Origin of the sequence: Bradyrhizobium sp. 930_D9_N1_4, assembly GCF_052076015.1 — a bacterium.
Taxonomy (GTDB): domain Bacteria; phylum Pseudomonadota; class Alphaproteobacteria; order Rhizobiales; family Xanthobacteraceae; genus Bradyrhizobium.
In genome coordinates this window covers 2339504-2362881 of sequence record NZ_CP197236.1, presented here as the reverse complement: position 1 = coordinate 2362881, position 23378 = coordinate 2339504, and the positions used below count along the sequence as shown (strand labels likewise).

Genomic DNA, 23378 nt, shown 5'->3' with positions numbered 1-23378 from the left:
CCCGTTATCTCATAGTAGCGTTGCAAAGCGCCTTCGCCGTAAACCCGCGTCTTAGCCTCATGGAGGCTCACTCCATTGGAGTGGCGAATTTTCGGGATTGCTTCAATGCCCGCCCGAAGATGGGGCAAGACTTGCTCCCATTCCTGCTCATCAAGCATGGGCACATCCATCCGGCACCGCCAGCAGTAGGTCGTCTTCGCCACTGATACCACCTCACTGGACTCGTGCTCTCGCGAGAACGTAACGAACGACGTTATCGCATGAACGAGAGCCCGCGGCGTAGGACGCCCGCTGTGCCAAGCGCCGAAAGACTACATCGTCGCACCCAGCACCCAGGGCGCGAACTCGGCGCCGCCGAAATCGAAGCTTTCGCTCTTGGTCGGCTGGCCCGAGGCCGTCTTGAGGATGAGTTCGAAGATGCGCTGGCCGCACTCCTGCACGCTCTCCTCGCCTTCGAGGATGGTGCCGCAATTGACGTCCATGTCCTCTTCCATGCGCTTGTACATCGGCGTGTTGGTGGCGAGCTTGATCGAGGGTGCGGGCTTGCAGCCGAACACGCTGCCGCGGCCGGTGGTGAAGCAGACCAGATTGGCGCCGCCGGCGACCTGCCCGGTCGCAGCGACCGGATCGTAGCCGGGCGTGTCCATGAACACGAAACCCTTCTTGGTGATCGGCTCGGCGTAACGCAGCACCTCGACGAGATTGGTGGTGCCGGCCTTCGCCATCGCGCCGAGCGATTTTTCCAGAATGGTGGTGAGGCCGCCGGCCTTGTTGCCGGGGCTCGGATTGGCGTTCATCTCGGCGCCTTCGCGCTCCGTGTATTCATCCCACCAGCGCATGAGATCGACGAGCTTCTCGCCGACCTCGCGGCTGACCGCGCGGCGCGTCAGCAGGTGCTCGGCGCCGTAGGTCTCGGGCGTTTCCGACAGGATCACGGTGCCGCCGTGACGCACGATGAGATCACTCGCCGCACCGAGTGCGGGATTGGCGGATACGCCGGAATAGCCGTCGGAGCCGCCGCATTGCAGCGCCACGGTGAGTTCGCTCACCGGCACCGACTCGCGCTTGACCTTGTTGGAGTCGGCGAGCGCTTCGCGCACGAAGGCGATGCCCGCCTCGACCGTCTTGCGGGTGCCGCCGACCTCCTGGATGTCCATCGCGCGGAGGCGGCCGGCGAGCTTCTGCTCTTCCATCAATCCGCCGATCTGGTTCACCTCGCAGCCCAGTCCAAGCACGATGACATGAGAGAAGTTCACGTGCCGCGCATAGCCGCCGAGCGTGCGGCGGAGCAGCGCCAAGGGCTCGTTCTGCGTCATGCCGCAGCCGGTCTTGTGGGTCAGCGCGACCACGCCGTCGACATTGGGGAATTCGGCCAGCGGATTGTCGCCGGTGAAGGGATTCTTCTTGAAGACGTCGGCGACGAGGCTTGCGACATGCGCGCTGCAATTCACCGAGGTGAGGATGCCGATATAGTTGCGGGTGGCAACGCGGCCGTCCGGACGGCGGATGCCTTCGAAAGTTGCCGGCAGGTCGAAATTCGGCGTCGGCTTGACGTCGACGCAATAGGCGTAGTCCTTGGAGAAATCGCCCATGCCGCAATTCTGCACGTGCACGTGCTGGCCCGGCGCGATCGGCACGGTCGCAAAACCGATGATCTGGCCGTAGCGGATGACAGGCTCGCCCAGTGCGATCGGCTTGATCGCGACCTTGTGGCCGGAGGGAATACGCTCGAGCGTGGTGACGCCGTCGGCGACCACCGTCCCCGGCGGCAGGCTCGCGCGCGCGATCAGCACGCCATCATCGGGATGCAGGCGGATGACGGGGCTGATGGTCATGGGAGTCTCCTGTATCAAAAGTATCGTGCCCCGGACTCAGCGCAGCGTGAAACGGTGCGCTGCTGAGCCGGGGCCCATCTATCGTATCGTTCGCAAGCTTCTTGGTCCCGGGTCTGCGGCGCATCACTTCGTGCTGCGCCGCGTCCGGGACACGAGAGCTTACGCCTTGCCGGCCGAATCCTTGCGGGTCGCGTTGACCTGCATCTTGGCGTAGGTCGTCATCAGGCCGACTTCGTTCGAGAGCGTCACCAGCTTGAAGCCCATGTTGATGGCGCGCGCGGCACCCTCGGCGCCGCTGCAATGGATGCCCGGGAAGAGCCCACGCTTGTCGCACTCCTTGATGATCTTGTCGTAGATCGCCAGGATCTCGGGCTCGCTGCGATCGAGCTTGGGCTCGAGGCCGTAGGAGAAGCCGAGGTCGGACGGGCCGATATAGACGCCGTTGAGACCTTCGACGTCGAGGATCGCTTCCATGTTCTCGACCGCGGTCTTGGTCTCCATCATCGGCAGCAGGACGATGTCGTCGTTCGCGGTCTTCTGGTAGGAGCCCGCAGTGCCGTACATACCGGCGCGGATCGGGCCGTTGGAGCGGACGCCCTGCGGCGGATATTTGGAATAGGAGACGAGGTTCTTCGCTTCCTGCGCCGTGTTGACCATCGGGCAGATCACGCCATAGGCGCCGCCGTCGAGCACCTTGCCGATGATGCCGGGTTCGTTCCAGGGCACGCGGACCATCGGGGTGACGGGGTGCTTGTCCATCGCCTGGAAGCACTGCACCATCGAGAGATAGTCCTGCACGCCATGCTGCATGTCGACGGTGACGCTGTCGAAGCCGCACTGCGCGACCATCTCGGCCGAGAAGCCGGAGGGTATAGCGAGCCACGCGTTGACCACGGCCTTGCCCGACTTCCAGATTTCCTTGACCTTGTTCGCCACGTTGCCTTCCTTCTTCGTTGTTTAGACCGTGTTATTTGGACCTTCGTCACCACGACGAGCGCCGCGACGGCACGACGTCGCTGTTACCGCGAACCGGGGCACGGCGCTACGTTCGCAATGACGCAAGACCTATGCGGTCGCCCTCTGGATGCTGATCTCGCTGACGCCGACCTCGCGGGCTGTGTTCACTATCGCCGCCCAGGTGTCATCCGGCAAGGGGATGCCGTTTTTGCTGCGTTCGGAGCGGGTTTTCCGCTCGGGATCGCCGGGAATCAGCACCTGATCGACCCCTGCCACCGGCCTGGTGGCGCGGATGAAGTCGGCATAGCGCGACACCTCTGCGTCGAACACATGGGAGGTATCGACCACCTTCGGATCGATATAGAACGCCAGCATGCCGTTGGCGAAGCGGCGGCCGCCCGAGGTGGCCCCGGTTCCGGTCAGCGCGCCGCCGAGCAGCTCGCACATGAAGGCAAGGCCAGATCCCTTGTGCTCGCCGAAGGCGCGGATCGCGCCGGTGCCGCTGGTGTGATCGCGCGGCCCGTCCGGCGTGAACGGGCCGTAAAGAACGGTCGGATCCTCGCTCAGGCTGCCGTCGGCATCGACCAGCGCGCCCTTCGGCAGCTTCTTGCCGCCGCGGCTCGCGACCAGCACCTTGCCCTCGGCCACGACCGAGGTGGCGAAGTCCAGCACGATCGGGTCCTGGCCTTCGCGCGGGATGCCGACGCAATAAGGCGCGGTGGAGAGCCGCTTCTCGACACCGCCGAACGGCGCCACCAGCAGCGACCCCGCGGCATTGACGAAATGCACCGAGATCAGGCCTTCGGCGGCAGCCATCTCGGCCCAGTCGCCGACGCGGCCGATATGGCCTGCGTTGCGCAATGCGACGGCGGCAAGCCCCGCCTTTTTGCATTTCTCGACGCCGATCCTGACCGCCTGCGGCGTCACGGTCTGGCCATAGCCGAACTTGCCATCGACCACCGCGAGCGACGGCGTATCGAGCACGATCTCGGCATTCTGGTTCGGGACCACAAAGCCCGTCTTCTGCCAGCGGATATAGACGGGGACGCGGATCACGCCGTGGCTGTCGTGGCCGGTGAGGTTCGCCGTGGTGAGGTAAGTCGCAATCCGGTTAGCCTCCTCCGGAGAGGATTCTGCGTGGCTGAACACCTCGCCGACGAAATCGATGAGGTTCTGAACCTGGATCGTGACCATGGAAATCCTCTCCCGGTTATGCACTCGCCTTGGCATGGCCGCCGAGATAGGCGGCGCGGATCGCCTCATTGCCCCAGAGCTCGTCGGGCTTGCCGCCGAGCACGATGCGGCCGGTCTCCAGCACATAGCCGTAATCGGCCACCGACAGCCCCATGCGCGCATTCTGCTCGACGAGCAAGACCGTCGTGTTGCGCCGGATCTCAGAGATGATCTTGAACACGGCCTGCACGATCACGGGCGCGAGGCCGAGCGATGGCTCGTCCAGCAGTAGCAGCCGCGGCTTGGCCATCAGCCCACGCGCGACCGCCACCATCTGCAACTGGCCGCCGGACAATGTCCAACCGAGCGCGTTGGTGAACTTGCGGATATCCGGGAACAGGTCGAACATCGCATCCGCCTCGCGAGAGATCTCCGAGGTCGCGGCCCGGCGATTGGACGCGCCGAGCATGATGTTCTCTTTCACGGTAAGGCCCGGAAACACCCGACGCCCTTCCGGCACGTGGCTGATCCCCATGCGGACGATGGCTTCGGGGCCGAGGCCCGCGATCGACTTACCGTCGTACAGGATGTCGCCGGAGGTCGGCTTGGCGAGACCGGAGATGGCGCGCAAAGTCGTCGACTTGCCGGCACCGTTGGCGCCAAGCAGCGTCACGACCTGCCCCTCCTCAACGGCGCAGGTGACGCCGCGCAGCGCTTCGATCTCGCCGTAGCGCACGACCAGATTGCGGATTTCGAGCAACGGCATCATTCGCTCCCGAGATAGGCGGAGACGACGTCGGGATGACGCAGCACGGCCATGGATTCGCCGTCCGCGATGCGGCGTCCGAAGTTGAGCACGGTGATGTGCTGGGCCGCTTCCGACACCAGCGTCATGTCGTGATCGATGATCAGGATGGTCAGCCCTTGCGCGGCGATGCGCTTGAGCAGTTCGTGCAGCTCCAGCTTCTCGGTCGAGTTCAGGCCGGCCGCGGGCTCGTCGAGCAGCAGCAGCGTCGGGTTCGACGCCAGCGCTCGCGCGATCTCTATCAGCCGCTGATGGCCGTAGGAGAAGCTCGAGATCAGCTCGTTGGCGCGGCTGCCGAGGCCGACGAAGGTCAACGCCTCCATCGCACGTTCGGTCAGCGCGTCATCGCCCTTTCCGACCATGGTGTTGCCGGGCCGCTCGGCGCCGATCTCGACATTCTCCAGCGCCGTCATCGAACGGAACAGGCGGATGTTCTGGAAAGTGCGGCCGAGGCCCGCAGCCGTGCGCTGATGCGGTGCCAAATGGGTGATGTCCGTGCCGTCGAGCACGATCTTGCCTGCGGTGGCCACATACAGCCCTGAAAGCACGTTGAGCGTCGTGGTCTTGCCCGAGCCGTTCGGCCCGATCAACGCATGCACGCCGCCGCGCTTCACCGCGATGTCGACGCCGTCGACGGCCTTGAGCCCGCCGAAATGCTTCGACAAGCCGGTGACTTCCAGCACGGTCTCGCCGCCGATCGTCGCCGGCTTTAATTGCAAGGCAGCCGCCGCCGGCGTCGCCTTGATCTTGGCGCGCCAGCGCGTGAAGGCGTCCGCGACAAAGCCCCAGATGCCGTCGGGCATGAAGCGAATGATCAGGATCACCGACAGGCCGTAGATCGCGAGGTACAGGCCCGGCACGCTCTTGAGGAAGCGCAGCCATTCCGGGATCAGGATCAGGAGACCCGTGCCGATCGCGGAGCCGATCGGCGACGCCACGCCGCCGAGCAGCGACATGGTCAGGAACACGATCGATTCCGCGAACGAAAACTGATCGGGGCTGACATAGGCGAAGCCGCCCGCGAACAGGCCGCCCGCAAGTCCGCCGAGCAGCGCGCAAAGTGCAAAGGCGTAGATCTTGGTGCGGAACACGTCGATGCCGTTGACGCCGGCCGCAAGCTCGTTGTCGCGTACCGCGCGCATGGCGCGGCCGAGTTTTGTGTCGGCGAGATGCCAGACCAGATAGCCGACGATCGCCAGCATCGCGACGCAAAAGGCGAGATAGCTCTGCGAGGACTGGAACAGCTCCGGACGCTTGATGTTGGGAACGCCGTCGGGGCCGCGCGTCAGCCAGATCGCGTTGATCATGACCAGCGTGACGATCTGCTGGAACGAGATCGTCACCATCGCAAGATAGTGGCCGCCGAGCCGCAAGGTCGACATGCCGAGGAAGGCGCCCGCCAGCAGCGAGATCACGCAGCCACCGACAAGGCACAGCCAGAAGCTGAGCTGCAGATCCGTCGTCCCCATGCCGACCGCATAAGCGCCGAGCCCGAAGAACGCGGCCTGCGCCAGATTGATCTGGCCGCACAGGCCGAGCACGACAGAGAGGCCGAACACCGCGATCGAGAACGTGGTGGCCTGGAGCAGGATGTTGTGGACGTATCCGTCGAAGCGCATGGTCGCGGCGAGCGCGACCAGAATCGCCGCGCCGATGAAGTACGGCAGGTGCCGGACCAGCAGCGGCCTCGAATGGATGGCGGGCGCCGGGATCGGCATGTTGTCGCTGGGTGCGCTCATGCTTTTTCCGCCACGCGTTCGCCGAAGATGCCCTGCGGCCGGAAAATCAGGAAGGCGATCAGCACCAGGAACGCAAAACCGTCCTTGTAGGGCACCGAGATGTAGGCCGCACCGAAGGTTTCGATCACGCCGAGCGAAATCCCGCCGATGATGGCGCCGGTAACGTCGCCGAAGCCGCCGATGATAGTGGCCGCGAACGCCTTCAGCGCGATCGTCGAGCCCATCTGGATCGAGACGAACAGCACCGGCGCGACCAGGATGCCGGCGAGACCACCGAGCACGGCCGAATAGATGAAGGTGATCATGATCATGGTGGAGACCGAGATCCCGAGCAGCGAGGCCATCTCCTTGTCCTGCGAAGTCGCCTGCAGCTTCTTGCCGAGCAGCGTCTTCTCGAAGAACCAGAAATTGAAGATCACGAGGCAGATGGTGACGCAGATAATCAGGAGATACTGGCTATCGAGATAGACCGGGCCGACCTGGATGCCCGGTGTTTCGAACCAACCTTCCAGCACCTGGGGCTGCGGGCCGTAGATCGCAAGCACGGAGTTCGCCAGCAGGATCGAGGCGCCGATGGTGGCGATGATCACGGGCAAATAAGTGCGGTGGCGCAAGGGATAGTAGACACCGAGATTGAAGACGACACCGAGCAGCGCCATGCCGAGCAGCGCGACGATGAAGGCCGCCCAATAGGGCAGCCCCGCTTCGATGGCGACGACCATGAGATAGGCCGCGACCATGGAGAATTCACCTTGGGCGAAGTTCACCACATTGGTGGCACGGAAGATCAGCACGAAGCCGAGCGCAACGAGCGCGTAGACGGCCCCGATACCGATGCCGGTAAAGAGCAGTTGTAGGGCGAGATCCATGACAAGCTTCTGTTGGAGATCGGATACGTTCGACAAACGACGTAACGACCTCCCCGACCGGCATCGGGGAGGTCATTTCAAGTCAGTCGTTGAACTCGATGTGCTTGTCGAACTTGATGGTGCCCTTTTCGTTCTTCACGATGTTGTAGCCGTGGAGACCGTCGCCGTTCTGGTCGAAATTGTATTCGCCCTCGGCACCCGGGAACTTCTTGATCGCGAGAATGGCTTCGCGAACCTTGGCCGGTTCGGTCGTGCCGGCCTTGTTGATGGCCTGCGCCATCACGTTGATGGCATCGAAGGTCCAGGAACTCTGGTTGTCGGGCGCGACCTTGACCGCATCGCGGTAGATCTTGCCGAACGCCTTCGAGCCTTCGCTGGAGTCCTCGGCATAGTCGGCAACGCCGTAGGTGTTGTAAAGCGCGGGACCGGCAAGCTTGAGCGCGGTGATGTTGACGATCGAGGGCGAGCCGACCCAGGGAATGTTCACGCCGAGCTGACGGAGCTGGCGCGCGAAGATGCCGAGGTCATTCTCGAAGGTGAAGTAGGAGCCGAGAATGTCCGCGCCAGATTGCTTGATCGCGAGCACGACCGGGGTGAAGTCCTGGCTCTGGTTGGCGTAGCCCTGGTCGAGCACAGGCGGCGCACCCAGCTTGCCCAGCGCTTCGGTCAGCGCCTTGCCGCCTGCGGTGCCGAACGCATCGGTCGAGTGCAGCACGGCCCATTTCTTCTTCGCCAGCGTGGTGACGCCGTATTCGGCGATGACGCGGCCGGAATAGCTGTCATTGGGACGGCAGCGGAACAGCCATTGATTGCCCATGTGGGTGAGGTTCGGATCGGTACCGCCGATCATCACGGGCTTGCCGAGCTTGATCACGTCGGGCGCCATCGCGTGCACCTGGGTCGAACGGATCGAGCCGAGGAACCCGACGATGTCGGACTGCGCGGCGAGCTTGGAGAATGCGAGCACGATGCCCGGATTGGTGGTCTGGTCGTCCTCGACGATCAGCTCGCCCTGCTTTCCCAGGATACCGCCGGCCTTGTTCACGGCTTCGAGCGCGAGCCTGGCGCCCTTGATGGCGTAACCGCCGGATTCAGCGGCGGGACCGGTGACAGGCGCGCACATGCCGATCTTGATGGTGGCGCCTTGCGCATGCGCGCTCTTGATGAGGTAGGGCGCTGCAATGCCGGCAGCAACTCCGGCCGCGAAATCGCGTCTCGTCAGTCTCATTCATTCCTCCCTGGGGCCGGGCGTCCTTGTCGGCCCTTCTTGTTTTGGCTTTGTCACTGAATACAGAGCCGGATGCTACTTACGGATTCTGTCGGCATGAGTAAATTGATATTGAGATGTCATCGACTAAGTGCGGAGAACTTGCGCTCGAAGATGACTAACACCTGCGGCGACGATCTATTCTCAGCTGTTTTCTGCAGGATTTCTCGCATTTGATGCGCGATCACGACGCCCACGCACTATGCAATGACGACAGTCATGCGTAACTGACAAGTCATCATGCAAATTTGCCGTCACATCTCGTCAGTGACATCGTCACGCGCATCGGAGGAAGCAAGGCATAACTCCAACTGCCCGAGCATCTCCTGCAACTCGACGAGCTTGCGCGCACCGAAGCGCTGCGTGATCTCCGCGTAGATCGCTTCCGAGGACGGCGCGACGGAAGCCATCAGCTTCACGCCCTCCTTCGAGATCGAGACCATGCTGCGGCGCTGATCGGCCTTCGCGGTCTTGCGCTCGATCAGATTGCGCGCCTCGAGATCGCGCAGGATGCGCGACAGGCTCGGCCCAAGGAGAAACGCCGTGCGCGCGAGTTCCGTGACTTCCGCAGCGTCGATCGCGGCAAGTGCGCGAAGAATGCGCCATTGCTGCTCGGTCAAGCCGTGCTCGCGCAGCTTGGGGCGAAACTGCCGCATCACGGCTTCGCGCGCGCGCAGCAGCGACATCGGCAGCGAGCGCGAGAAGTCGCGCATCGGTACCTGCCGTGCGGCGGGCTCGCCGTTCGCGGGATCAGCCGGTCTCTTCGACATATCGCCCTTTCAAGTCGTCCGTTCAGACCGCAAAATGTTTGCAGTGCAGCAAGCCCAATTTGTGTTTGACGCATTCACTTAACATGTTAAGTATTTTCGCGCTCCACGATTTTGGCAGATCACCCATGGCGCTTTCCAACGACGATATCCAGGCTTGCGCGCGCCGTCTGCACCAGGCGGAGAAGACCCGCGTCCAGATCCGGCAGTTCTCGCAGGAATTTCCCGGCATCACGATCGCTGACGCCTACGCGATTCAGAAAGCCTGGGTCGACGTCAAGATCGCCGAGGGACACATCGTCAAAGGCCACAAGATCGGCCTGACCTCGAAGGCGATGCAGAGCGCACTCGACATCAACGAGCCCGACTCCGGCGTGCTGCTCGACGACATGTTCTTCGCCGACGGCGGCCTCGTCCCGACCGAGCGCTTCATCGCCACGCGCGTCGAGGCCGAGCTCGCTTTCGTCATGAGCAAGCGGCTCTCGGGACCAGATTGCACGATGTTCGACGTGCTCAATGCCACCGACTTCGTCGTGCCGGCGCTGGAGATTTTGGACACGCGCATCGAGCGCGTCGACCCCAAAACAAAAGCAACGCGAAAGATTTTCGACACCATCGCCGATAATGCGGCAAACGCCGGCATCGTGCTCGGGGGACGGCCGATCCGTCCGCTCGACGCGGATTTACGCTGGATCGGCGCGCTGTGCTTCAGGAACGGCCAGCTCGAGGAAACCGGCCTTGCCGCCGGCGTGCTAAATCATCCCGCGACCGCTGTCGCATGGCTCGCCAACAAGATCGCGCCGCTCGGCCTAGCTCTGGAGCCGGGTCAGGTCGTGCTCGCGGGCTCCTTCATCCGTCCGATCGAGACCCGCAAGGGCGACACAATTCAAGCCGATTATGGCGCCTATGGCTCGGTGAGCTGCTACTTCGCCTGAACGATAAAAACGCAGGGAGTGAAACCGCGATGCCGCATTTCACGATCGAATATTCAGCCAATCTCGACGGCCGACTCGACATGACGCTGGTGTGCGAGGTCGTGCGCAAGGCCGCGGTCGAGACCGGCATCTTCCCGCTCGGCGGCATCCGCGTTCGCGCCGTCAAATGCGAGCATTATGCGATTGCAGACGCGCGGAACGACTATGGCTTCCTCGACATGGTGCTGCGCATCGGCGAGGGCCGCGATCTGCCCACGCGCCAGAAAGCCGGAGAGCATGTCTTCCAGGCACTGTCAAAACATCTCGATCCCGTCTTCGCCGCCAGCAAGTTCGCCTTGTCGTTCGACATGCAGATCAACGACAAGGATACCAGCTGGAAGCGCAACAACATCCACGACGCCCTGAAAGTGGAGGCCGCAAATGGATAAGCCCACGCCGAAAGCCGACGTCTACCAGGCCAACCGCGATCGTGTCGCGCCGCTGCTGAAGAAGCTGAAGGCGGACGGCATCGGCCATTTTATCGACGGCAAGACCGTGCCTGCGATCTCCGGCGAGACATTCGAGACGAAATCGCCGGTCGATGGTGCGACGCTCGCAAACGTCGCACGCGGCAAGGCCGAAGATGTCGACGCCGCCGCCACCTCCTCTGCGCTCGCCTTCAGATCCTGGCGCGACATGGGGCCGGCGACGCGGAAGAAACTGCTGCATCGCGTCGCCGACGCGATCGAGGACAATGCCGACGACATCGCCGTGCTCGAATGCATCGACACCGGCCAGGCCTATCGCTTCATGGCCAAGGCCGCGATCCGCGCCGCCGAGAATTTTCGCTTCTTCGCAGACAAATGCGCGGAAGCCCGCGATGGCCAGAACACGCCGAGTGACGAGCACTGGAACGTCTCGACGCGCGTGCCGATCGGCCCGGTCGGCGTGATCACGCCGTGGAACACGCCATTCATGCTCTCGACCTGGAAGATCGCCCCTGCGCTGGCCGCCGGCTGCACCGTCGTGCACAAGCCGGCCGAATGGTCGCCGGTGACGGCGAGCATCTTGTCGAGGCTTGTGAAGGAAGCCGGCGTTCCCGACGGCGTGCTCAACACGGTGCACGGTCTTGGCGAGGAGGCCGGCAAGGCGCTGACCGAACACCCGGCCATCAAGGCGATCGGTTTCGTCGGCGAAAGCGCGACGGGCTCGGCGATCATGGTTCAGGGCGCGCCGACCCTGAAGCGCGTGCATTTCGAACTCGGCGGCAAGAACCCGGTGATCGTGTTCGACGACGCCGATCTCGACCGCGCGCTCGATGCCGTCGTGTTCATGATCTACTCTCTCAACGGCGAGCGCTGCACGTCGTCGAGCCGCCTGCTGATCCAGCAGAGCATCGCGGACAAATTCGTGGAGAAGCTGACCGCGCGCGTGAAGGCGCTGAAGGTCGGCCACCCCCTCGATCCCGCCACCGAGATCGGGCCGCTGATCCACGAACGTCACCTCGCAAAAGTCTGCTCCTATTTCGACGTCGCACGCCAGGACGGCGCTGTAATCGCCGTCGGCGGCAAGGCCTATGACGGCCCCGGCGGCGGACATTATGTGGAGCCGACGCTGGTCACAGGTGCGAACGGCAAGATGCGAGTGGCACAGGAGGAGGTGTTTGGTCCCTTCCTCACCGTGCTCCCTTTCAAGGACGAGGCTGATGCGATCGCGATCGCCAACGACATCCGCTATGGCTTGACCGGCTATGTCTGGACCAACGAGATGGGGCGCGCGTTGCGCGTCGCCGACGCGCTGGAGGCCGGCATGATCTGGCTGAACTCGGAGAATGTCCGCCATCTGCCGACCCCGTTCGGCGGCATGAAGGCCTCAGGCATCGGCCGCGACGGCGGCGATTACTCGTTCGACTTCTACATGGAAACCAAGCATGTCTCGCTGGCGCGGGGCACGCACAAGATCCAGAAACTTGGACTCTGACGCTCGTCATTCCCCGGGGAAACGCAAATGCCCGCACCGCAACACATCTTCGAGCCGCCGTTCAACATCATCCGCTCCAGCCACGTCGTGCTCGACGTGACCGATCTGAAGCTGAGCCGCGAATTCTACGAGACCACAATCGGCCTTCATGTCGAGGATGCCGATGACGACGTCGTATACCTGCGCGCAGCCGAAGAGCATCAGCATCACTCGCTGGTGCTGCGCAAGGCGTCAGCGCCGGCCTGCAACAGGCTTGGCTTCAAGGTCGGCAATGACGGCGATCTCGACAATGCCGCAAAATTCCTGTCCGAGAACGGCCTTGGCTACGCCTTCGTCGACCAGCCGTTCCAGGGCCGGACGCTCCAGTTCACCGACCCCTTCGGCTTCCAGATCGAGCTCTACGCGTCGATGGACCGCCGGCCGCATCTGCTCCGCCGCTATGACCTTTACAGGGGCTGTCACCCGCAGCGGCTCGATCATTTCAACGTCTTTGCCGCCGAGGTGCAGGACACCGTCGACTTCTATGCGCGGCTCGGCTTCCGTCTCACCGAATATGCCGAGGAGGACGGCCCGAACGGGCGCATCGCCGCGGCCTGGATGCATCGCAAGGGTAACGTCCACGATTTCGCCATCACCAACGGCAAAGGCCCGCGGCTGCATCACTTCGCCTACTGGACGCCGACAGCGATGAACATCATCCATCTCTGCGACGTCATGGCCTCGCAAGGTTTCGTGAAAAACATCGAGCGTGGCCCCGGACGTCACGGCATCTCGAATGCGTTCTTCCTCTATGTGCGCGACCCCGACGGTCATCGCCTCGAGCTCTATACCAGCGACTACTTCACCGGCGATCACGACCACGAGCCGCTGCGCTGGTCGCTGCGCGATCCGCGCCGCCAGACGCTGTGGGGTGCACCGGCCCCGCGCTCCTGGTTCGAGCAGGGCTCACCGTTCTCAGGGCAGGCCGTGCGTGAGCCGAAATTTGTCGCCGATGTGCTGGTGGCGGATTGATGCGGGTGGCCGGCCAAGTTTCTCCCCTGTCGTCCCTGCGAACGCAGGGACCCATAACCACAGGGAGGAGTTTGGCGAAGGTTGGCCGTTCGGGATTGCCGTCGCACCCTATCGATAGATCACGCGGTATGGGTCCCTGCGTTCGCAGGGACGACAAGAGAGATTGCCAATGAAGCTCCCTCGCCTCGCCACCTATTCCGTCAAGGGTGATGTCAGCTACGGCGCCGTCCTGGAGGGCGGCATCGTCGATCTCTCCGCGCGCTACGCCAAAGACTATCCAACGCTGCGCGAGGTGATCGCAGCCGGCAAGCTCGCGGCCTTCGCCGAGGAAGCTGCCAGCCGTAAACCAGATCATGCGCTCGGTGACATCACCTGGCTGCCGCCGGTGCCCGCGCCGGAGAAGATCATCTGCATCGGCGTCAACTATCCTGATCGTAACGCCGAGTACAAGGACGGCCAGGACGCGCCGAAATATCCGAGCATGTTCATGCGCTCGCCAAGATCGTTCGTCGGCCACGACACGCCGCTGGTGCGCCCGCGCGCGTCGGCGCAACTCGACTACGAGGGCGAGATCGTGCTGGTGATCGGCAAGCCGGGCCGGCACATTTCGGAGAGCGCGGCGCTCGACCACATCGCCGCGCTGACGCTCTGCAACGAAGGCTCGGTGCGCGACTGGCTGCGCCACGCCAAGTTCAACGTGACGCAGGGTAAGAATTTTGATTCCAGCGGCAGCCTCGGCCCGTGGCTGGTGCCCTACACGAGGGAAGCGCAGATCGCAGACATCAGGCTCACCACGCATGTCAACGGCGAGCTGAGGCAGGACGACCGGACCAGCCGGCTGATGTTTCCGTTCCGCTATCTCATCAGCTATATCTCGACCTTCGCAACGCTCATTCCCGGTGACATCATCGTGACGGGCACGCCGACCGGCGCCGGTGCGCGGTTCGATCCGCCGCGCTATCTGAAGCCGGGCGATGTCATCGAGGTCGAGGCCGAGGGCATCGGCACATTGCGCAACGGTGTCATCGACGAAGCTTGAACAAGAATTGAAGTGGAATGAAGCAATGACCACCCTCACCGGCGGCGAAGCAATCGTAAGCGGGCTTGTCGCCCACGGCGTCGACACCGTGTTCGGCCTGCCCGGCGCGCAGGTCTACGGCCTGTTCGACGCTTTCCATCAGGCCCAGCTCAAGGTGATCGGCGCGCGGCACGAGCAGGCCTGCGGCTACATGGCGTTCGGCTATGCACGCTCCAGCGGCAGGCCCGGCGTGTTCAGCGTGGTGCCTGGCCCCGGCGTGCTCAACGCCAGCGCGGCGCTGCTCACCGCCTTCGGCTGCAACGAACCGGTGCTCTGCGTCACAGGCCAGGTGCCGACACAATTCCTCGGCAAGGGCCGCGGCCATCTGCACGAGATGCCGGACCAACTCGCGACCCTGCGCACCTATGTGAAATGGGCCGACCGCATCGAGCATCCCGGCAATGCGCCGACGACCGTGGCGCGCGCGTTCCAGGAGATGACCTCCGGGCGGCGCGGTCCGGCTTCGGTCGAAATGCCCTGGGATATCTTTACCCAGCGCGCGGATACCGCCGCCGCGCAGGTGCTGGAGCCGCTGCCTGCCCCGCTGCCTGACCCTGATTTGATCAAGCAGGCGGCCGCGTTGATCAAGGGCAGCAAGGCGCCGATGATCTTCGTCGGCAGCGGTGCGATCGAAGCGAGCGCGGAGATTCTCGAGCTCGCCGAGATGATCGACGCGCCCGTTGTTGCCTTCCGCAGCGGCCGCGGCATCGTCTCCAATGCGCATGAGCTTGGGCTGACCATGGCCGCCGCGTACAAGCTTTGGGCCAAGACCGATCTGATGATCGGCATCGGCTCGCGGCTGGAGCTGCCGACCATGTCGCGCTGGCCGTATCGTCCCGACGGCTTGAAGAGCATCCGCATCGACATCGATCCCGTCGAGATGCGGCGCTTCATCTCCGACACCGCCATCGTTGCCGATGCCAGGACCGCGACGGCCGATCTCACGGCGGCCGTCAGCAAGGCCGGCTACAGCAAGACCGCCGGCCGCCGCGCCGCGATCCGCGAGGCGACGGCGACCGCGCAAGCGGAGATCCAGCGCATCCAGCCGCAGATGGCGTATCTGAACATCCTGCGCGAGGTGCTGCCGGCGAACGCGATCGTGACAGATGAATTGTCGCAGTTCGGCTTCGCCTCCTGGTACGGCTTCCCGATCTACGAGCCGCGCACCTTCATCACCTCGGGCTATCAGGGCACGCTCGGCTCGGGCTTCCCGACCGCGCTCGGCGCGAAAGTCGCCAATCCTGATAGGCCGGTGGTGGCGATCACCGGCGACGGCGGCTTCATGTTCGGCGTGCAGGAGCTTGCCACCGCCGTGCAGTTCAACATCGGCGTAGTGACGGTGGTGTTCAACAACAACGCCTATGGCAATGTCCGCCGCGACCAGCGCGAACGCTTTGACGGCCGGGTGGTGGCGTCCGATCTGGTCAATCCGGATTTCGTCAAGCTGGCTGAGTCGTTTGGCGTGGCTGCTGCGCGTGTGACAGCGCCGGACCAGTTCAAGGCGGCGATGGAGAAGGCGCTCGCGCATGGCGGGCCGTATCTGATCTCGGTCGAGGTGACCCGGGATTCGGAAGTCAGCCCGTGGGCGTTCATTCACCCGCCGAAGCCGTAGTTATCGTCATTCCGGGATGCGCCGTAAGGCGCAGGCTATGATGCGCAATTGCGCATCTGAGAATCCATACTCCCGATCGTGGTTATGGATTCCGGGCTCGCGCTTCGCGCGCCCCGGAATGACAGGAAGATCACCGCGTCCGGCGGAACGTCAGATTGATCCGCTTGCGTCCGAGCAGCGCATGCTCGCCTTCCGCAAGCGGCGCGACGCCGTGATAGGCGAGCCTCGACGGCCCGCCCCAGACCACGACGTCGCCATGGACCAGCCGGAAACGCCGCGGCTTGTCGCTGCGCGCGAGGCCGCCGAACAGGAACGTCGCGGGCAGGCCGAGCGAGACCGAGACGATCGGCGCCGAATAATCCAGTTCGTCCTTGTCCTGATGCAGCGACAGCCGGGTGCCGGGCTCGTAGCGATTGACGAGGCAGGCATCGGGCGCGAAATCTGTAAAACCGCCCTGCTCCGCGGCGCCACGGGCGAGATCGCGAAGCACGGGCGGCATCGCGGGCCATGGCGCGCCGGTGCGCGGATCGATGGGATCGTAGCGATAGCCGGTGTGATCGGTGATCCAGCCGCGCTCGCCGCAATTGGTCATCGCCACCGACATCAGATGGCCGCCCGGCGTGGTCATTCGGCGGAAGGGCGACTGCGCCACGATGGCGCGCACGGCTTCGATCAGCTCGCCCTCGATCGGCTTGACGAAGCCGCGCAGCAGCACGGCACCGTCGGCGATCTCTTCGCGCGACGGCTGGGCTTCGGCAACCGTGTCGAACAAATCCGCCATCAGCGGCAGCGTTTACTTCGCGTCATGAAAGATCACACCCAGCGTATGGCGGTGGCCGGAGCGAATCCGGCTTACGCCATGGCGGAGATTAACGCGATAGGTGCCGCGTGTCCCCTGCACCGGACGGTGATGCACAGCGAAGGCGACCGCGTCGCCCTGCGCCAGCGGCACCACCTCGGCGCGCGACTGCATGCGCGGGCGCTGCTCGGTCAGCACGAACTCGCCGCCGGTGAAATCGCGCCCCGGCTCGGACAGCAGGATCGCGACCTGAAGCGGGAACACGTGCTCGCCGTAGAGGTCCTGGTGCAGGCAGTTGAAATCACCCGCCTCATATTGCAGCAGCAGCGGCGTCGGCCGATTTTGTCCGGCCTCGTGGCAGCGCTTCAGGAAGGCCGCATGCTCCTGCGGATAGCGGATGTCGATGCCCATCGCCTCGTTCCAGCGATTGGCGACGGTCTGGAGATGCGCGTAGAGCGCCGGCCGCAACTCCGCGATCAGATCGGGCAGCGGATAGGAAAAGTACTTGTACTCGCCGCGGCCGAAGCCGTGGCGGCCCATGACGATGCGGCTGCGGAAGCCTGTATCATCAGGATAGAGTGCCGCGATGGCGCGGCACTGGTCCGGCGTCAGCAGGCCCTTGAGGATGGCGCAGCCCTGAGTGTCGAGCTCGGCGGTGATCTCAGGCCATGGGAGCGCATCGACGCCGAAGGTCGCGTCGGGATTGGGCATGGCGAGTTTTGCGACTGTTTTCATGGCCGATAGTCTTGCAGACCCCGCATTGGCGGACCACCCGATTTCCGTGAGGCCCAACCGCCCCAATTCCGTCCGGTTCCATCGCGAATTTGTCCCGCCCGCTTCTTAAGCCTGCAGCAGATGCGCAAATTTTTCGTCGTTGCCGCCGAGACCGTGCTGGCCGTGCTCTCGCTCGGCGGCGTAGGCCTGCTCGCCTTTTCCGGTTGGCTGGTCTGGCATTATGAGTACGGCATCGGACTTCCAACCGAAGCCCAGCTCGCGGCGATTTCGCAGACGGGTCCGGCATGCGGGACCGACGCCAAACGCGCCGTCGTACCTCTCGCCGATATCCCGCACCTGCTGCGGGACGCCGTGATCGCTTATGAGCAACCTGACTACTACCAAGCCTGGTCGCTGAACCCGATCGTCGAGATTGCGTCTGCCATGGGCGCCGGCCGCAGACCCCTGGCAGGCGGCATCACGCAGCCTGTTGCGCACTGCCTGCTATCGCTCTCCCCGGAGACCCGTCGTCAGATCGATCCCATCGCGGGGATTTTGTTCATGCAGCGTGTCATCCGCAGCTTGTCCCGGGACCGGATACTCGAGATCTATCTCAATGAGAGGTATCTGGGTCGCGGTGCATATGGCATGGCGGCCGGCGCAGAGACCTACTTTGGAAAACCGCTCCCGGATCTCGATGTCGACGAAATTGCGTTTCTCATGATTCGCGCGCGACAGCCTTACCCGAGCCGATCCTTCGACGCGCGGTCCCGCGATCGCGTCATCGATCGCATGCAGACGGCAGGACTGATCAGTGAGACGCAGGCGGCAACGGCAAAGAACCGGCCGCTGCCGCTCAACGACACGCCGGGCGCTGAGGCCAATCCAGTCAATCCATGACCGCGTGCCTCAGCCCCGCACCGGCAGCGTCACCACATCGTAGCCGTGCTTGATCGTGCGCTTCAGCACGGGATCCTCAAGCTCGAAATCGAAGCGCTCCGCCGAGCGGATGCCGCCCTTGGCCGCAAAGGTGCCGCCGAACATCGCGCAGCCGTCGGGAAATTTCTTGCCGTCGAAGCCGCGCGCGATGAGGTCGGCGACCGGCAGCATCGCATCCAGCGTGCCCTCCTGGTAGAGCACGCGCTCGCCCTTGATCGTGGCCCAGGAGCGCAGGATCATCTTGTCCCAGTGGCCGATGACGTCCTCGAGCTCCCACAGCGTCGAGGCGATCGGCTTGTCGCACATCTGCTTGGAGACCGTGACGCTGTAGGCCTCGACCTTGCGGTCGGTGTGGTCGGAGCCGCAGCCGACGAAGATGCGGCCCTGCCAGCCGATCAGCACGAACTCGACCTCGCCGGAGGAATCGCCGCCGGTGCATTCGATGCGGTCCTCCTGCGTCAGCCGCCGCGCCGCGCCGCGATAATAGATCGGCGTCGAGGCCGGCGGAGCGATGCCCATCTCCTGCAATTCGGCGATGTGCTTGTCGCGCGCGACGGGATCACGGCCGGTCCAGCCGGCAATGACCATCTGGTCGATCGCCAATGTCAGCGGCGTGGTGGTGTCCTGGGCGTCGACGGTGAAAGTCAGGTCAAACACGAATTACGGCCTCCATGCCGGCAGCAAGTTCAAAGATACGGCGGTCAGATCCGCCCGCCCCTGCCAGCATCAGGCCGACGGGAATGTCGCCCTCGCGGTGCGCAGGCAGCGAGATGGCGCAGCCGTCGATCATGTTGATCAGGGTGCAGTTGCGCAGCGCGCGCAGGTTTTCCCTGGTGAACGCCTTGTCGTCAGCCAAATCTGAAATCTTCGGCGGCGTGTTGGCGGTGGTCGGCAGCACCAGCGCGTCATAGGGCGCGATGCGCGCATTGACGCGGGCGATTAGCGAGCGGCGCTCGTTGAGCAGATCGATGTAGTCGGCCGCGCTCTGCGCCTCGCCGCGCATGATCCGGATGGAGACCCGTGGGTCGTAGACCTCCCCCTTGGAATTGATGAGATAGCGATGCCAGGCGTAGCTCTCGGACGCGGCAAAGCCGCCCTTGGCGTTCATCGGGCCGATGTCGTGGAATTCGGTCATCTCGATGCGCTCGATGATGGCGCCGTGATCGGCGAGGCTCTTGAGCGCACGTTCGAACGTATCGGCCACGTCCGCATCGAGATCATCGAGCGCGATCGTGGTCGGCACCGCGAGCCGCATGCCTTTCACGGGACGCGGCCTCAGCGTCGTGATCGGCTCGTTCGCGAGCACGGCGTCGAGAATGGCACAGCAGCTGACCGATCGCGCCAGCGGCCCGATGCTGTCGAGCGAGAACGACAACGGCACGGCACCGTCGAGCGGCACGCGGCGCTGCGTCGGCTTGTAGCCGACGATGCCGTTATAGGCGGCGGGAATGCGGCAGGAGCCGCCGGTGTCGGTCCCCAGCGCGCCATGCGCCATGCCGTCGAGCACGGAGACCGCCGCGCCCGAGGACGAGCCCCCGGGCACATGGCCCTCGGCCCGGTTCCAGGCGCCCTTCGGCGTGCCATAATGCGGATTGATGCCGATGCCGGAATAGGCGAACTCGGTCATGTTGGTGCGGCCGATGACCACGAAGCCGGCCTTGCGCAGCCGCGCCACCGTCGGCGCATCCTGCTCGGCAGGCGGGGAATCGTCGAGCGCGCGGGAGCCGGCGCGCGTCACCTGGCCCTTGATGTCGAACAGATCCTTGATCGAGACCGGGATACCGGCATAGCGCGACGGCGCGGCCTTGGCCTTGCGCAAGCCGTCCATCGCGTCCGCGGTTGCGAGCGCGGCGTCCTTGTCGACATGGACGAAGGTGCGCTGGCCCTCGCCGGTGGGATCGGCGATCTTGGCGATGCACGCCTCGACCAGCTTGCGGGAGGTGGTGCGGCCACTTTCGAGGTCTTCGGCGAGCTTCGCCAGTGTCGGAAAATCGGGCATGTCTGTCTCACGGAATATTGCGCGCGCAATCTATAGCGCCGGCTCAGTTCGACACAAGCATTGTGCGCATGATGGCATGCATGCGCATTGCTGGACCGTTGACGCATGATAGCCGATTGTCGCATCAAGATCGAAACAGGCGGGCTTAAAGCCTGTCCTCGGGAGGACCAGCCAGATGGCCGAACCGCAGCGCGCGCGACCGAAACCGACGCCGGAAACCCAGCATTTCTGGGACGGCACCAAAGCGGGCGAATTGCGGCTGCAACGCTGCGACGCCTGCGCGCGTGTCTACTTCCCGCCGCGGCCATTCTGCCCGTCCTGCGCCTCGCGCAAGGTCAGCACCTTCAAGGCGAGCGGCAAGGGTTTCCTCTACAGCTACGTGATCAATCACCGTCCCGCCGCGCCGGGCTTCACGCCGCCTTACGCGATCGCCGTGGTCGAGCTCGCCGAAGGGCCGCGGATGATGAGCAACATCATCGACTGCCCGCAGACGCCGGAAGCGCTCGAGCTCGACATGAAGCTCGAGGTCGCCTTCGAGGCGCTCGACGACAAGATCACCCTCCCCGTGTTCCGTCCGGCGAAGGGGTAAGCCATGCGCAGCAATCAGGTTGCCGTCGTCGGCGCGGCCGAGACCACCGAGCTCGGGGTCATCCCCAACATGTCGCAGCTCCAGCTGCACGCGGATGCGGCGCTCAATGCGATCGCGGATGCCGGGCTGAAACTCTCCGACATCGACGGCTTTGCCACCGCGGTCGAAACGCCGCAGCAGGTCTGCCACTATCTCGGCATTAGGCCAACCTGGGTGGACGGCACCTCGGTCGGCGGCTGCTCGTTCATGCTCCACGTCCGCCATGCCGCGGCGGCGATCGAGGCAGGTCTGTGCAAGACCGTGCTGATCACGCATGCCGAGAGCGGCAAGTCGATGATCGGCAAGGCGCCGCGCTCGATCCCCGCCGACAGTTTGCAAGGCCAGTTCGAGGCGCCGTTCGGCGTGTATGGACCGCCGAGCATGTTCCCGATCCCCGTGCTGCGCTTCATGAAGACCTATGGCATCACGCACGAGCAGCTCGCTTCGGTTGCGGTGGTGCAGCGCGAATGGGCGGCGAAGAATCCGCGCGCGATGATGAAGGACCCGATCACGGTCGCCGACGTCCTCAACTCGCGCATGATCGCCTATCCGTTCCGCCTGCTGCAGTGCTGCCTCGTCACCGACGGCGGCGGCGCGCTGATCCTGACCTCGGCCGATCGTGCGAAGGATTTTCCGAGGAAGCCGGTCTACATCATGGGCACCGGCGAGAGCGTGGAAACGCCGATGGTCAGCCAGATGGAGACGTTCAACTCCTCGCGCGCGTTCACGACCGCGGGACCGCTGGCCTTCAAGGAAGCCGGTATCGCGCACAAGGACGTCGATCATTTGATGATCTACGACGCCTTCGCGCATCTGCCGCTGTTCGGCCTCGGCGACCTCGGCTTCATGCCGCACGAGGAAACCGGAAAGTTTATCGCGGACGGCAACACGCGGCCCGGCGGAAAACTGCCGCTCAACACCAATGGCGGCGGATTGAGCTACATGCACTCCGGCATGTACGGCATGTACGCGCTCCAGGAGAGCGTGCGGCAGATGCGCGGCATCGCGCCGGCGCAGGTGCCGAACGCGAAGATTTCGGTGTGCCATGGCGTCGGCGGCATGTTCGCAGCGTCAGGCACGATCGTGTTTACGAACGAGAGGTAACGAGCTGCTCGCCTCTCCCTCTCCCCGTTCTTACGGGGAGAGGGTTGGGGTGAGGGGCTGCTTCCACACACTCGGACTCGCGGAGAGTCCCCCTCACCCGGATCGCATCTTCGATGCGATCCGACCTCTCCCCGCAAGCGGGGCGAGGTAAGACAACAGGAGAACCCACATGAGCAAATCACTGCAAGACAAGGTCATCATCGTCACCGGCGCAGGCCGCGGCATCGGGCGCGAGATTGCGCTGCTCTGCGCGGCCGAAGGCGCCAAGGTCGTTGTCAACGATCCCGGGAGTGCCGCCGACGGCGCCGGTTCGAGCGCATCCCCCGCTGAGGAAGTGGTCGACGAGATCAAGAAGCGCGGCGGCATCGCGGTCCCCAACTTCGAATCGGTGGCGGAAGCCGTTCCCGCGAGCAAGATCGTGAAGACCGCGACCGATCATTTCGGCCGGCTCGACGGCGTCGTCAACAATGCCGGCATCCTGCGCGACATGATCTTCCACAAGATGAGCGTGGAAGCGTTCGAGGCCGTCATCAAGGTCCATCTGATGGGCTCGTTCTATGTCAGCCACGCCGCAGCGCGGATCTTCCGCGAGCAGGAGTCGGGCTCGTTCGTGCACTTCACCTCGACCTCGGGCCTGATCGGCAATTTCGGTCAGGCCAACTACGCCGCCGCCAAGCTCGGCATCATCGGGCTCTCCAAATCCATCGCGCTCGACATGGGCCGCTTCAACGTCCGCTCCAACTGCGTCTCGCCGTTCGCGTGGACCCGCATGATCGGCACCATCCCGACCGAGACCGAAGCCGAGAAGGCGCGCGTCGAGAAGATCAAGCAGATGGGCCCGGAGAAGATCGCACCGATCTGCGCCTATCTGCTCTCCGATGCCGCCAAGGAAGTCTCCGGACAGATCTTTGGCGCCCGCATGAACGAGCTGTTCCTGTTCAGCCAGAACCGCCCGCTGCGCTCGGTGCACCGGAGCGAGGGCTGGACGCCGCAAACGATCGCGGAACACGGCATGCCCGCACTGAAGGGCTCGTTCTACAAGCTCGACCGCTCCGCCGACATCTTCCCGTGGGATCCGGTCTAAGGATCCGTCCAGCCATATTTTTGGCATCCCTGCGCTGCGATCTCTGGTTGTCTTGTCCAGAGATCGCCCCGCTTTAAGCCTGATTGCGGGCAGATGGTGTCCTC

General features: G+C 64.1%; 22 protein-coding genes. 10 read left to right on the top strand and 12 right to left on the bottom strand.

Features of this window, described 5'->3' with window-relative positions; all coding sequences use genetic code 11:
- Positions 1–311: 311 nt before the first annotated feature.
- The 8 genes from AB7532_RS10975 to hpaR form a co-directional block, all read right to left on the bottom strand.
- Complete coding sequence (locus AB7532_RS10975) at positions 312–1835, bottom strand: UxaA family hydrolase (RefSeq protein ID WP_441234806.1); 1524 nt, start codon at positions 1833–1835, stop codon at positions 312–314.
- A gap of 159 nt (positions 1836–1994) precedes the next feature.
- Positions 1995–2771, bottom strand: coding sequence for an HpcH/HpaI aldolase family protein (locus AB7532_RS10970; protein WP_441234805.1), 777 nt, complete (start codon positions 2769–2771; stop codon positions 1995–1997).
- A gap of 129 nt (positions 2772–2900) precedes the next feature.
- Entirely contained in the window at positions 2901–3986 is a 1086-nt protein-coding gene (locus tag AB7532_RS10965; RefSeq protein ID WP_441234804.1) for a malate/lactate/ureidoglycolate dehydrogenase, read from the bottom strand.
- Positions 3987–4002: 16 nt separating this feature from the next.
- Positions 4003–4731, bottom strand: a complete 729-nt coding sequence (locus AB7532_RS10960) for an ABC transporter ATP-binding protein (protein ID WP_441239240.1) — start codon at positions 4729–4731, stop codon at positions 4003–4005.
- Entirely contained in the window at positions 4731–6509 is a 1779-nt protein-coding gene (locus AB7532_RS10955) for a branched-chain amino acid ABC transporter ATP-binding protein/permease (protein ID WP_441234803.1), read from the bottom strand. The genes AB7532_RS10960 and AB7532_RS10955 overlap by 1 nt, the downstream gene beginning before the upstream one ends.
- On the bottom strand, positions 6506–7378 hold the full coding sequence (locus AB7532_RS10950) for a branched-chain amino acid ABC transporter permease (RefSeq protein WP_441234802.1): 873 nt from the start codon (positions 7376–7378) through the stop codon (positions 6506–6508). Before AB7532_RS10950 ends, AB7532_RS10955 begins: the two co-directional genes overlap by 4 nt.
- Before the next feature lie 82 nt (positions 7379–7460).
- Positions 7461–8606, bottom strand: a complete 1146-nt coding sequence (locus AB7532_RS10945; protein ID WP_441234801.1) for an ABC transporter substrate-binding protein — start codon at positions 8604–8606, stop codon at positions 7461–7463.
- Between the two features lie 293 nt (positions 8607–8899).
- Positions 8900–9415: a homoprotocatechuate degradation operon regulator HpaR gene (gene hpaR / locus AB7532_RS10940; RefSeq protein ID WP_441234800.1), complete on the bottom strand. Its 516-nt coding sequence runs from the start codon at positions 9413–9415 to the stop codon at positions 8900–8902.
- A 125-nt stretch (positions 9416–9540) separates the two neighbouring features.
- On the opposite strand from hpaR, the gene hpaH reads away from it, so the two are divergent.
- The 6 genes from hpaH to AB7532_RS10910 all read left to right on the top strand — a co-directional run bounded on the left by hpaH (position 9541) and on the right by AB7532_RS10910 (position 16007).
- Positions 9541–10347 (top strand): 2-oxo-hept-4-ene-1,7-dioate hydratase, encoded by an 807-nt coding sequence (gene hpaH, locus AB7532_RS10935; RefSeq protein WP_441234799.1) that lies wholly within the window; start codon positions 9541–9543, stop codon positions 10345–10347.
- Positions 10348–10376: 29 nt separating this feature from the next.
- The gene (locus AB7532_RS10930; RefSeq protein WP_441234798.1) at positions 10377–10775 is read left to right on the top strand and encodes a 5-carboxymethyl-2-hydroxymuconate Delta-isomerase; all 399 of its coding nucleotides are present in this window, start codon (positions 10377–10379) and stop codon (positions 10773–10775) included.
- Positions 10768–12306, top strand: coding sequence for a 5-carboxymethyl-2-hydroxymuconate semialdehyde dehydrogenase (gene hpaE, locus AB7532_RS10925; protein ID WP_441234797.1), 1539 nt, complete (start codon positions 10768–10770; stop codon positions 12304–12306). Before AB7532_RS10930 ends, hpaE begins: the two co-directional genes overlap by 8 nt.
- 27 nt (positions 12307–12333) lie before the next feature.
- Complete coding sequence (hpaD, locus tag AB7532_RS10920) at positions 12334–13317, top strand: 3,4-dihydroxyphenylacetate 2,3-dioxygenase (protein WP_441234796.1); 984 nt, start codon at positions 12334–12336, stop codon at positions 13315–13317.
- A gap of 169 nt (positions 13318–13486) precedes the next feature.
- Positions 13487–14356, top strand: a complete 870-nt coding sequence (locus tag AB7532_RS10915) for a fumarylacetoacetate hydrolase family protein (RefSeq protein ID WP_441234795.1) — start codon at positions 13487–13489, stop codon at positions 14354–14356.
- A 25-nt stretch (positions 14357–14381) separates the two neighbouring features.
- Positions 14382–16007: a thiamine pyrophosphate-dependent enzyme gene (locus AB7532_RS10910; protein WP_441234794.1), complete on the top strand. Its 1626-nt coding sequence runs from the start codon at positions 14382–14384 to the stop codon at positions 16005–16007.
- Between the two features lie 130 nt (positions 16008–16137).
- Here the strand turns inward: AB7532_RS10910 and alkB are convergent, their stop codons facing one another.
- Together alkB and AB7532_RS10900 are read right to left on the bottom strand one after the other, a co-directional pair.
- Complete coding sequence (gene alkB, locus AB7532_RS10905) at positions 16138–16791, bottom strand: DNA oxidative demethylase AlkB (RefSeq protein ID WP_441239239.1); 654 nt, start codon at positions 16789–16791, stop codon at positions 16138–16140.
- Positions 16792–16800: 9 nt separating this feature from the next.
- Positions 16801–17541: a 2OG-Fe(II) oxygenase gene (locus AB7532_RS10900; RefSeq protein ID WP_441234793.1), complete on the bottom strand. Its 741-nt coding sequence runs from the start codon at positions 17539–17541 to the stop codon at positions 16801–16803.
- Positions 17542–17661: 120 nt separating this feature from the next.
- Between AB7532_RS10900 and AB7532_RS10895 the strand changes: the two genes are divergently transcribed.
- Positions 17662–18420 carry a transglycosylase domain-containing protein gene (locus AB7532_RS10895; RefSeq protein WP_441234792.1) on the top strand — a complete coding sequence of 253 codons (759 nt, stop codon included), beginning with the start codon at positions 17662–17664 and terminating at the stop codon, positions 18418–18420.
- Positions 18421–18429: 9 nt separating this feature from the next.
- Here AB7532_RS10895 and AB7532_RS10890 read toward each other — a convergent pair whose 3' ends face one another.
- Both AB7532_RS10890 and AB7532_RS10885 read right to left on the bottom strand, forming a co-directional pair.
- Entirely contained in the window at positions 18430–19116 is a 687-nt protein-coding gene (locus tag AB7532_RS10890; protein ID WP_441234791.1) for a DUF2848 domain-containing protein, read from the bottom strand.
- Entirely contained in the window at positions 19109–20458 is a 1350-nt protein-coding gene (locus AB7532_RS10885; protein WP_441234790.1) for an amidase, read from the bottom strand. The genes AB7532_RS10890 and AB7532_RS10885 overlap by 8 nt, the downstream gene beginning before the upstream one ends.
- A gap of 175 nt (positions 20459–20633) precedes the next feature.
- Between AB7532_RS10885 and AB7532_RS10880 the strand changes: the two genes are divergently transcribed.
- The 3 genes from AB7532_RS10880 (at position 20634) to AB7532_RS10870 (ending at position 23274) form a co-directional block, all read left to right on the top strand.
- Positions 20634–21047, top strand: a complete 414-nt coding sequence (locus AB7532_RS10880) for a Zn-ribbon domain-containing OB-fold protein (RefSeq protein WP_441234789.1) — start codon at positions 20634–20636, stop codon at positions 21045–21047.
- Positions 21048–21050: 3 nt separating this feature from the next.
- Positions 21051–22190: a thiolase C-terminal domain-containing protein gene (locus tag AB7532_RS10875; protein ID WP_441234788.1), complete on the top strand. Its 1140-nt coding sequence runs from the start codon at positions 21051–21053 to the stop codon at positions 22188–22190.
- Positions 22191–22359: 169 nt separating this feature from the next.
- Positions 22360–23274 (top strand): SDR family oxidoreductase, encoded by a 915-nt coding sequence (locus tag AB7532_RS10870; RefSeq protein WP_441234787.1) that lies wholly within the window; start codon positions 22360–22362, stop codon positions 23272–23274.
- Positions 23275–23378: the final 104 nt, after the last annotated feature.

Excerpts from the sequence above, each read along its gene's own strand:
- AB7532_RS10885 (WP_441234790.1), bottom strand. The coding sequence starts at position 20,458 with ATGCCCGATTTTCCGACACTGGCGAAGCTCGCCGAAGACCTCGAAAGT.
- AB7532_RS10915 (WP_441234795.1), top strand. The coding sequence starts at position 13,487 with ATGAAGCTCCCTCGCCTCGCCACCTATTCCGTCAAGGGTGATGTCAGC.
- hpaE (WP_441234797.1), top strand. The coding sequence starts at position 10,768 with ATGGATAAGCCCACGCCGAAAGCCGACGTCTACCAGGCCAACCGCGAT.
- AB7532_RS10955 (WP_441234803.1), bottom strand. The coding sequence starts at position 6,509 with ATGAGCGCACCCAGCGACAACATGCCGATCCCGGCGCCCGCCATCCAT.
- AB7532_RS10880 (WP_441234789.1), top strand. The coding sequence starts at position 20,634 with ATGGCCGAACCGCAGCGCGCGCGACCGAAACCGACGCCGGAAACCCAG.
- hpaD (WP_441234796.1), top strand. The coding sequence starts at position 12,334 with ATGCCCGCACCGCAACACATCTTCGAGCCGCCGTTCAACATCATCCGC.
- AB7532_RS10895 (WP_441234792.1), top strand. The coding sequence starts at position 17,662 with ATGCGCAAATTTTTCGTCGTTGCCGCCGAGACCGTGCTGGCCGTGCTC.
- AB7532_RS10965 (WP_441234804.1), bottom strand. The coding sequence starts at position 3,986 with ATGGTCACGATCCAGGTTCAGAACCTCATCGATTTCGTCGGCGAGGTG.
- AB7532_RS10875 (WP_441234788.1), top strand. The coding sequence starts at position 21,051 with ATGCGCAGCAATCAGGTTGCCGTCGTCGGCGCGGCCGAGACCACCGAG.
- hpaH (WP_441234799.1), top strand. The coding sequence starts at position 9,541 with ATGGCGCTTTCCAACGACGATATCCAGGCTTGCGCGCGCCGTCTGCAC.
- AB7532_RS10960 (WP_441239240.1), bottom strand. The coding sequence starts at position 4,731 with ATGCCGTTGCTCGAAATCCGCAATCTGGTCGTGCGCTACGGCGAGATC.
- AB7532_RS10945 (WP_441234801.1), bottom strand. The coding sequence starts at position 8,606 with ATGAGACTGACGAGACGCGATTTCGCGGCCGGAGTTGCTGCCGGCATT.
- AB7532_RS10975 (WP_441234806.1), bottom strand. The coding sequence starts at position 1,835 with ATGACCATCAGCCCCGTCATCCGCCTGCATCCCGATGATGGCGTGCTG.
- AB7532_RS10870 (WP_441234787.1), top strand. The coding sequence starts at position 22,360 with ATGAGCAAATCACTGCAAGACAAGGTCATCATCGTCACCGGCGCAGGC.
- AB7532_RS10950 (WP_441234802.1), bottom strand. The coding sequence starts at position 7,378 with ATGGATCTCGCCCTACAACTGCTCTTTACCGGCATCGGTATCGGGGCC.
- AB7532_RS10900 (WP_441234793.1), bottom strand. The coding sequence starts at position 17,541 with ATGAAAACAGTCGCAAAACTCGCCATGCCCAATCCCGACGCGACCTTC.
- hpaR (WP_441234800.1), bottom strand. The coding sequence starts at position 9,415 with ATGTCGAAGAGACCGGCTGATCCCGCGAACGGCGAGCCCGCCGCACGG.
- AB7532_RS10910 (WP_441234794.1), top strand. The coding sequence starts at position 14,382 with ATGACCACCCTCACCGGCGGCGAAGCAATCGTAAGCGGGCTTGTCGCC.
- AB7532_RS10930 (WP_441234798.1), top strand. The coding sequence starts at position 10,377 with ATGCCGCATTTCACGATCGAATATTCAGCCAATCTCGACGGCCGACTC.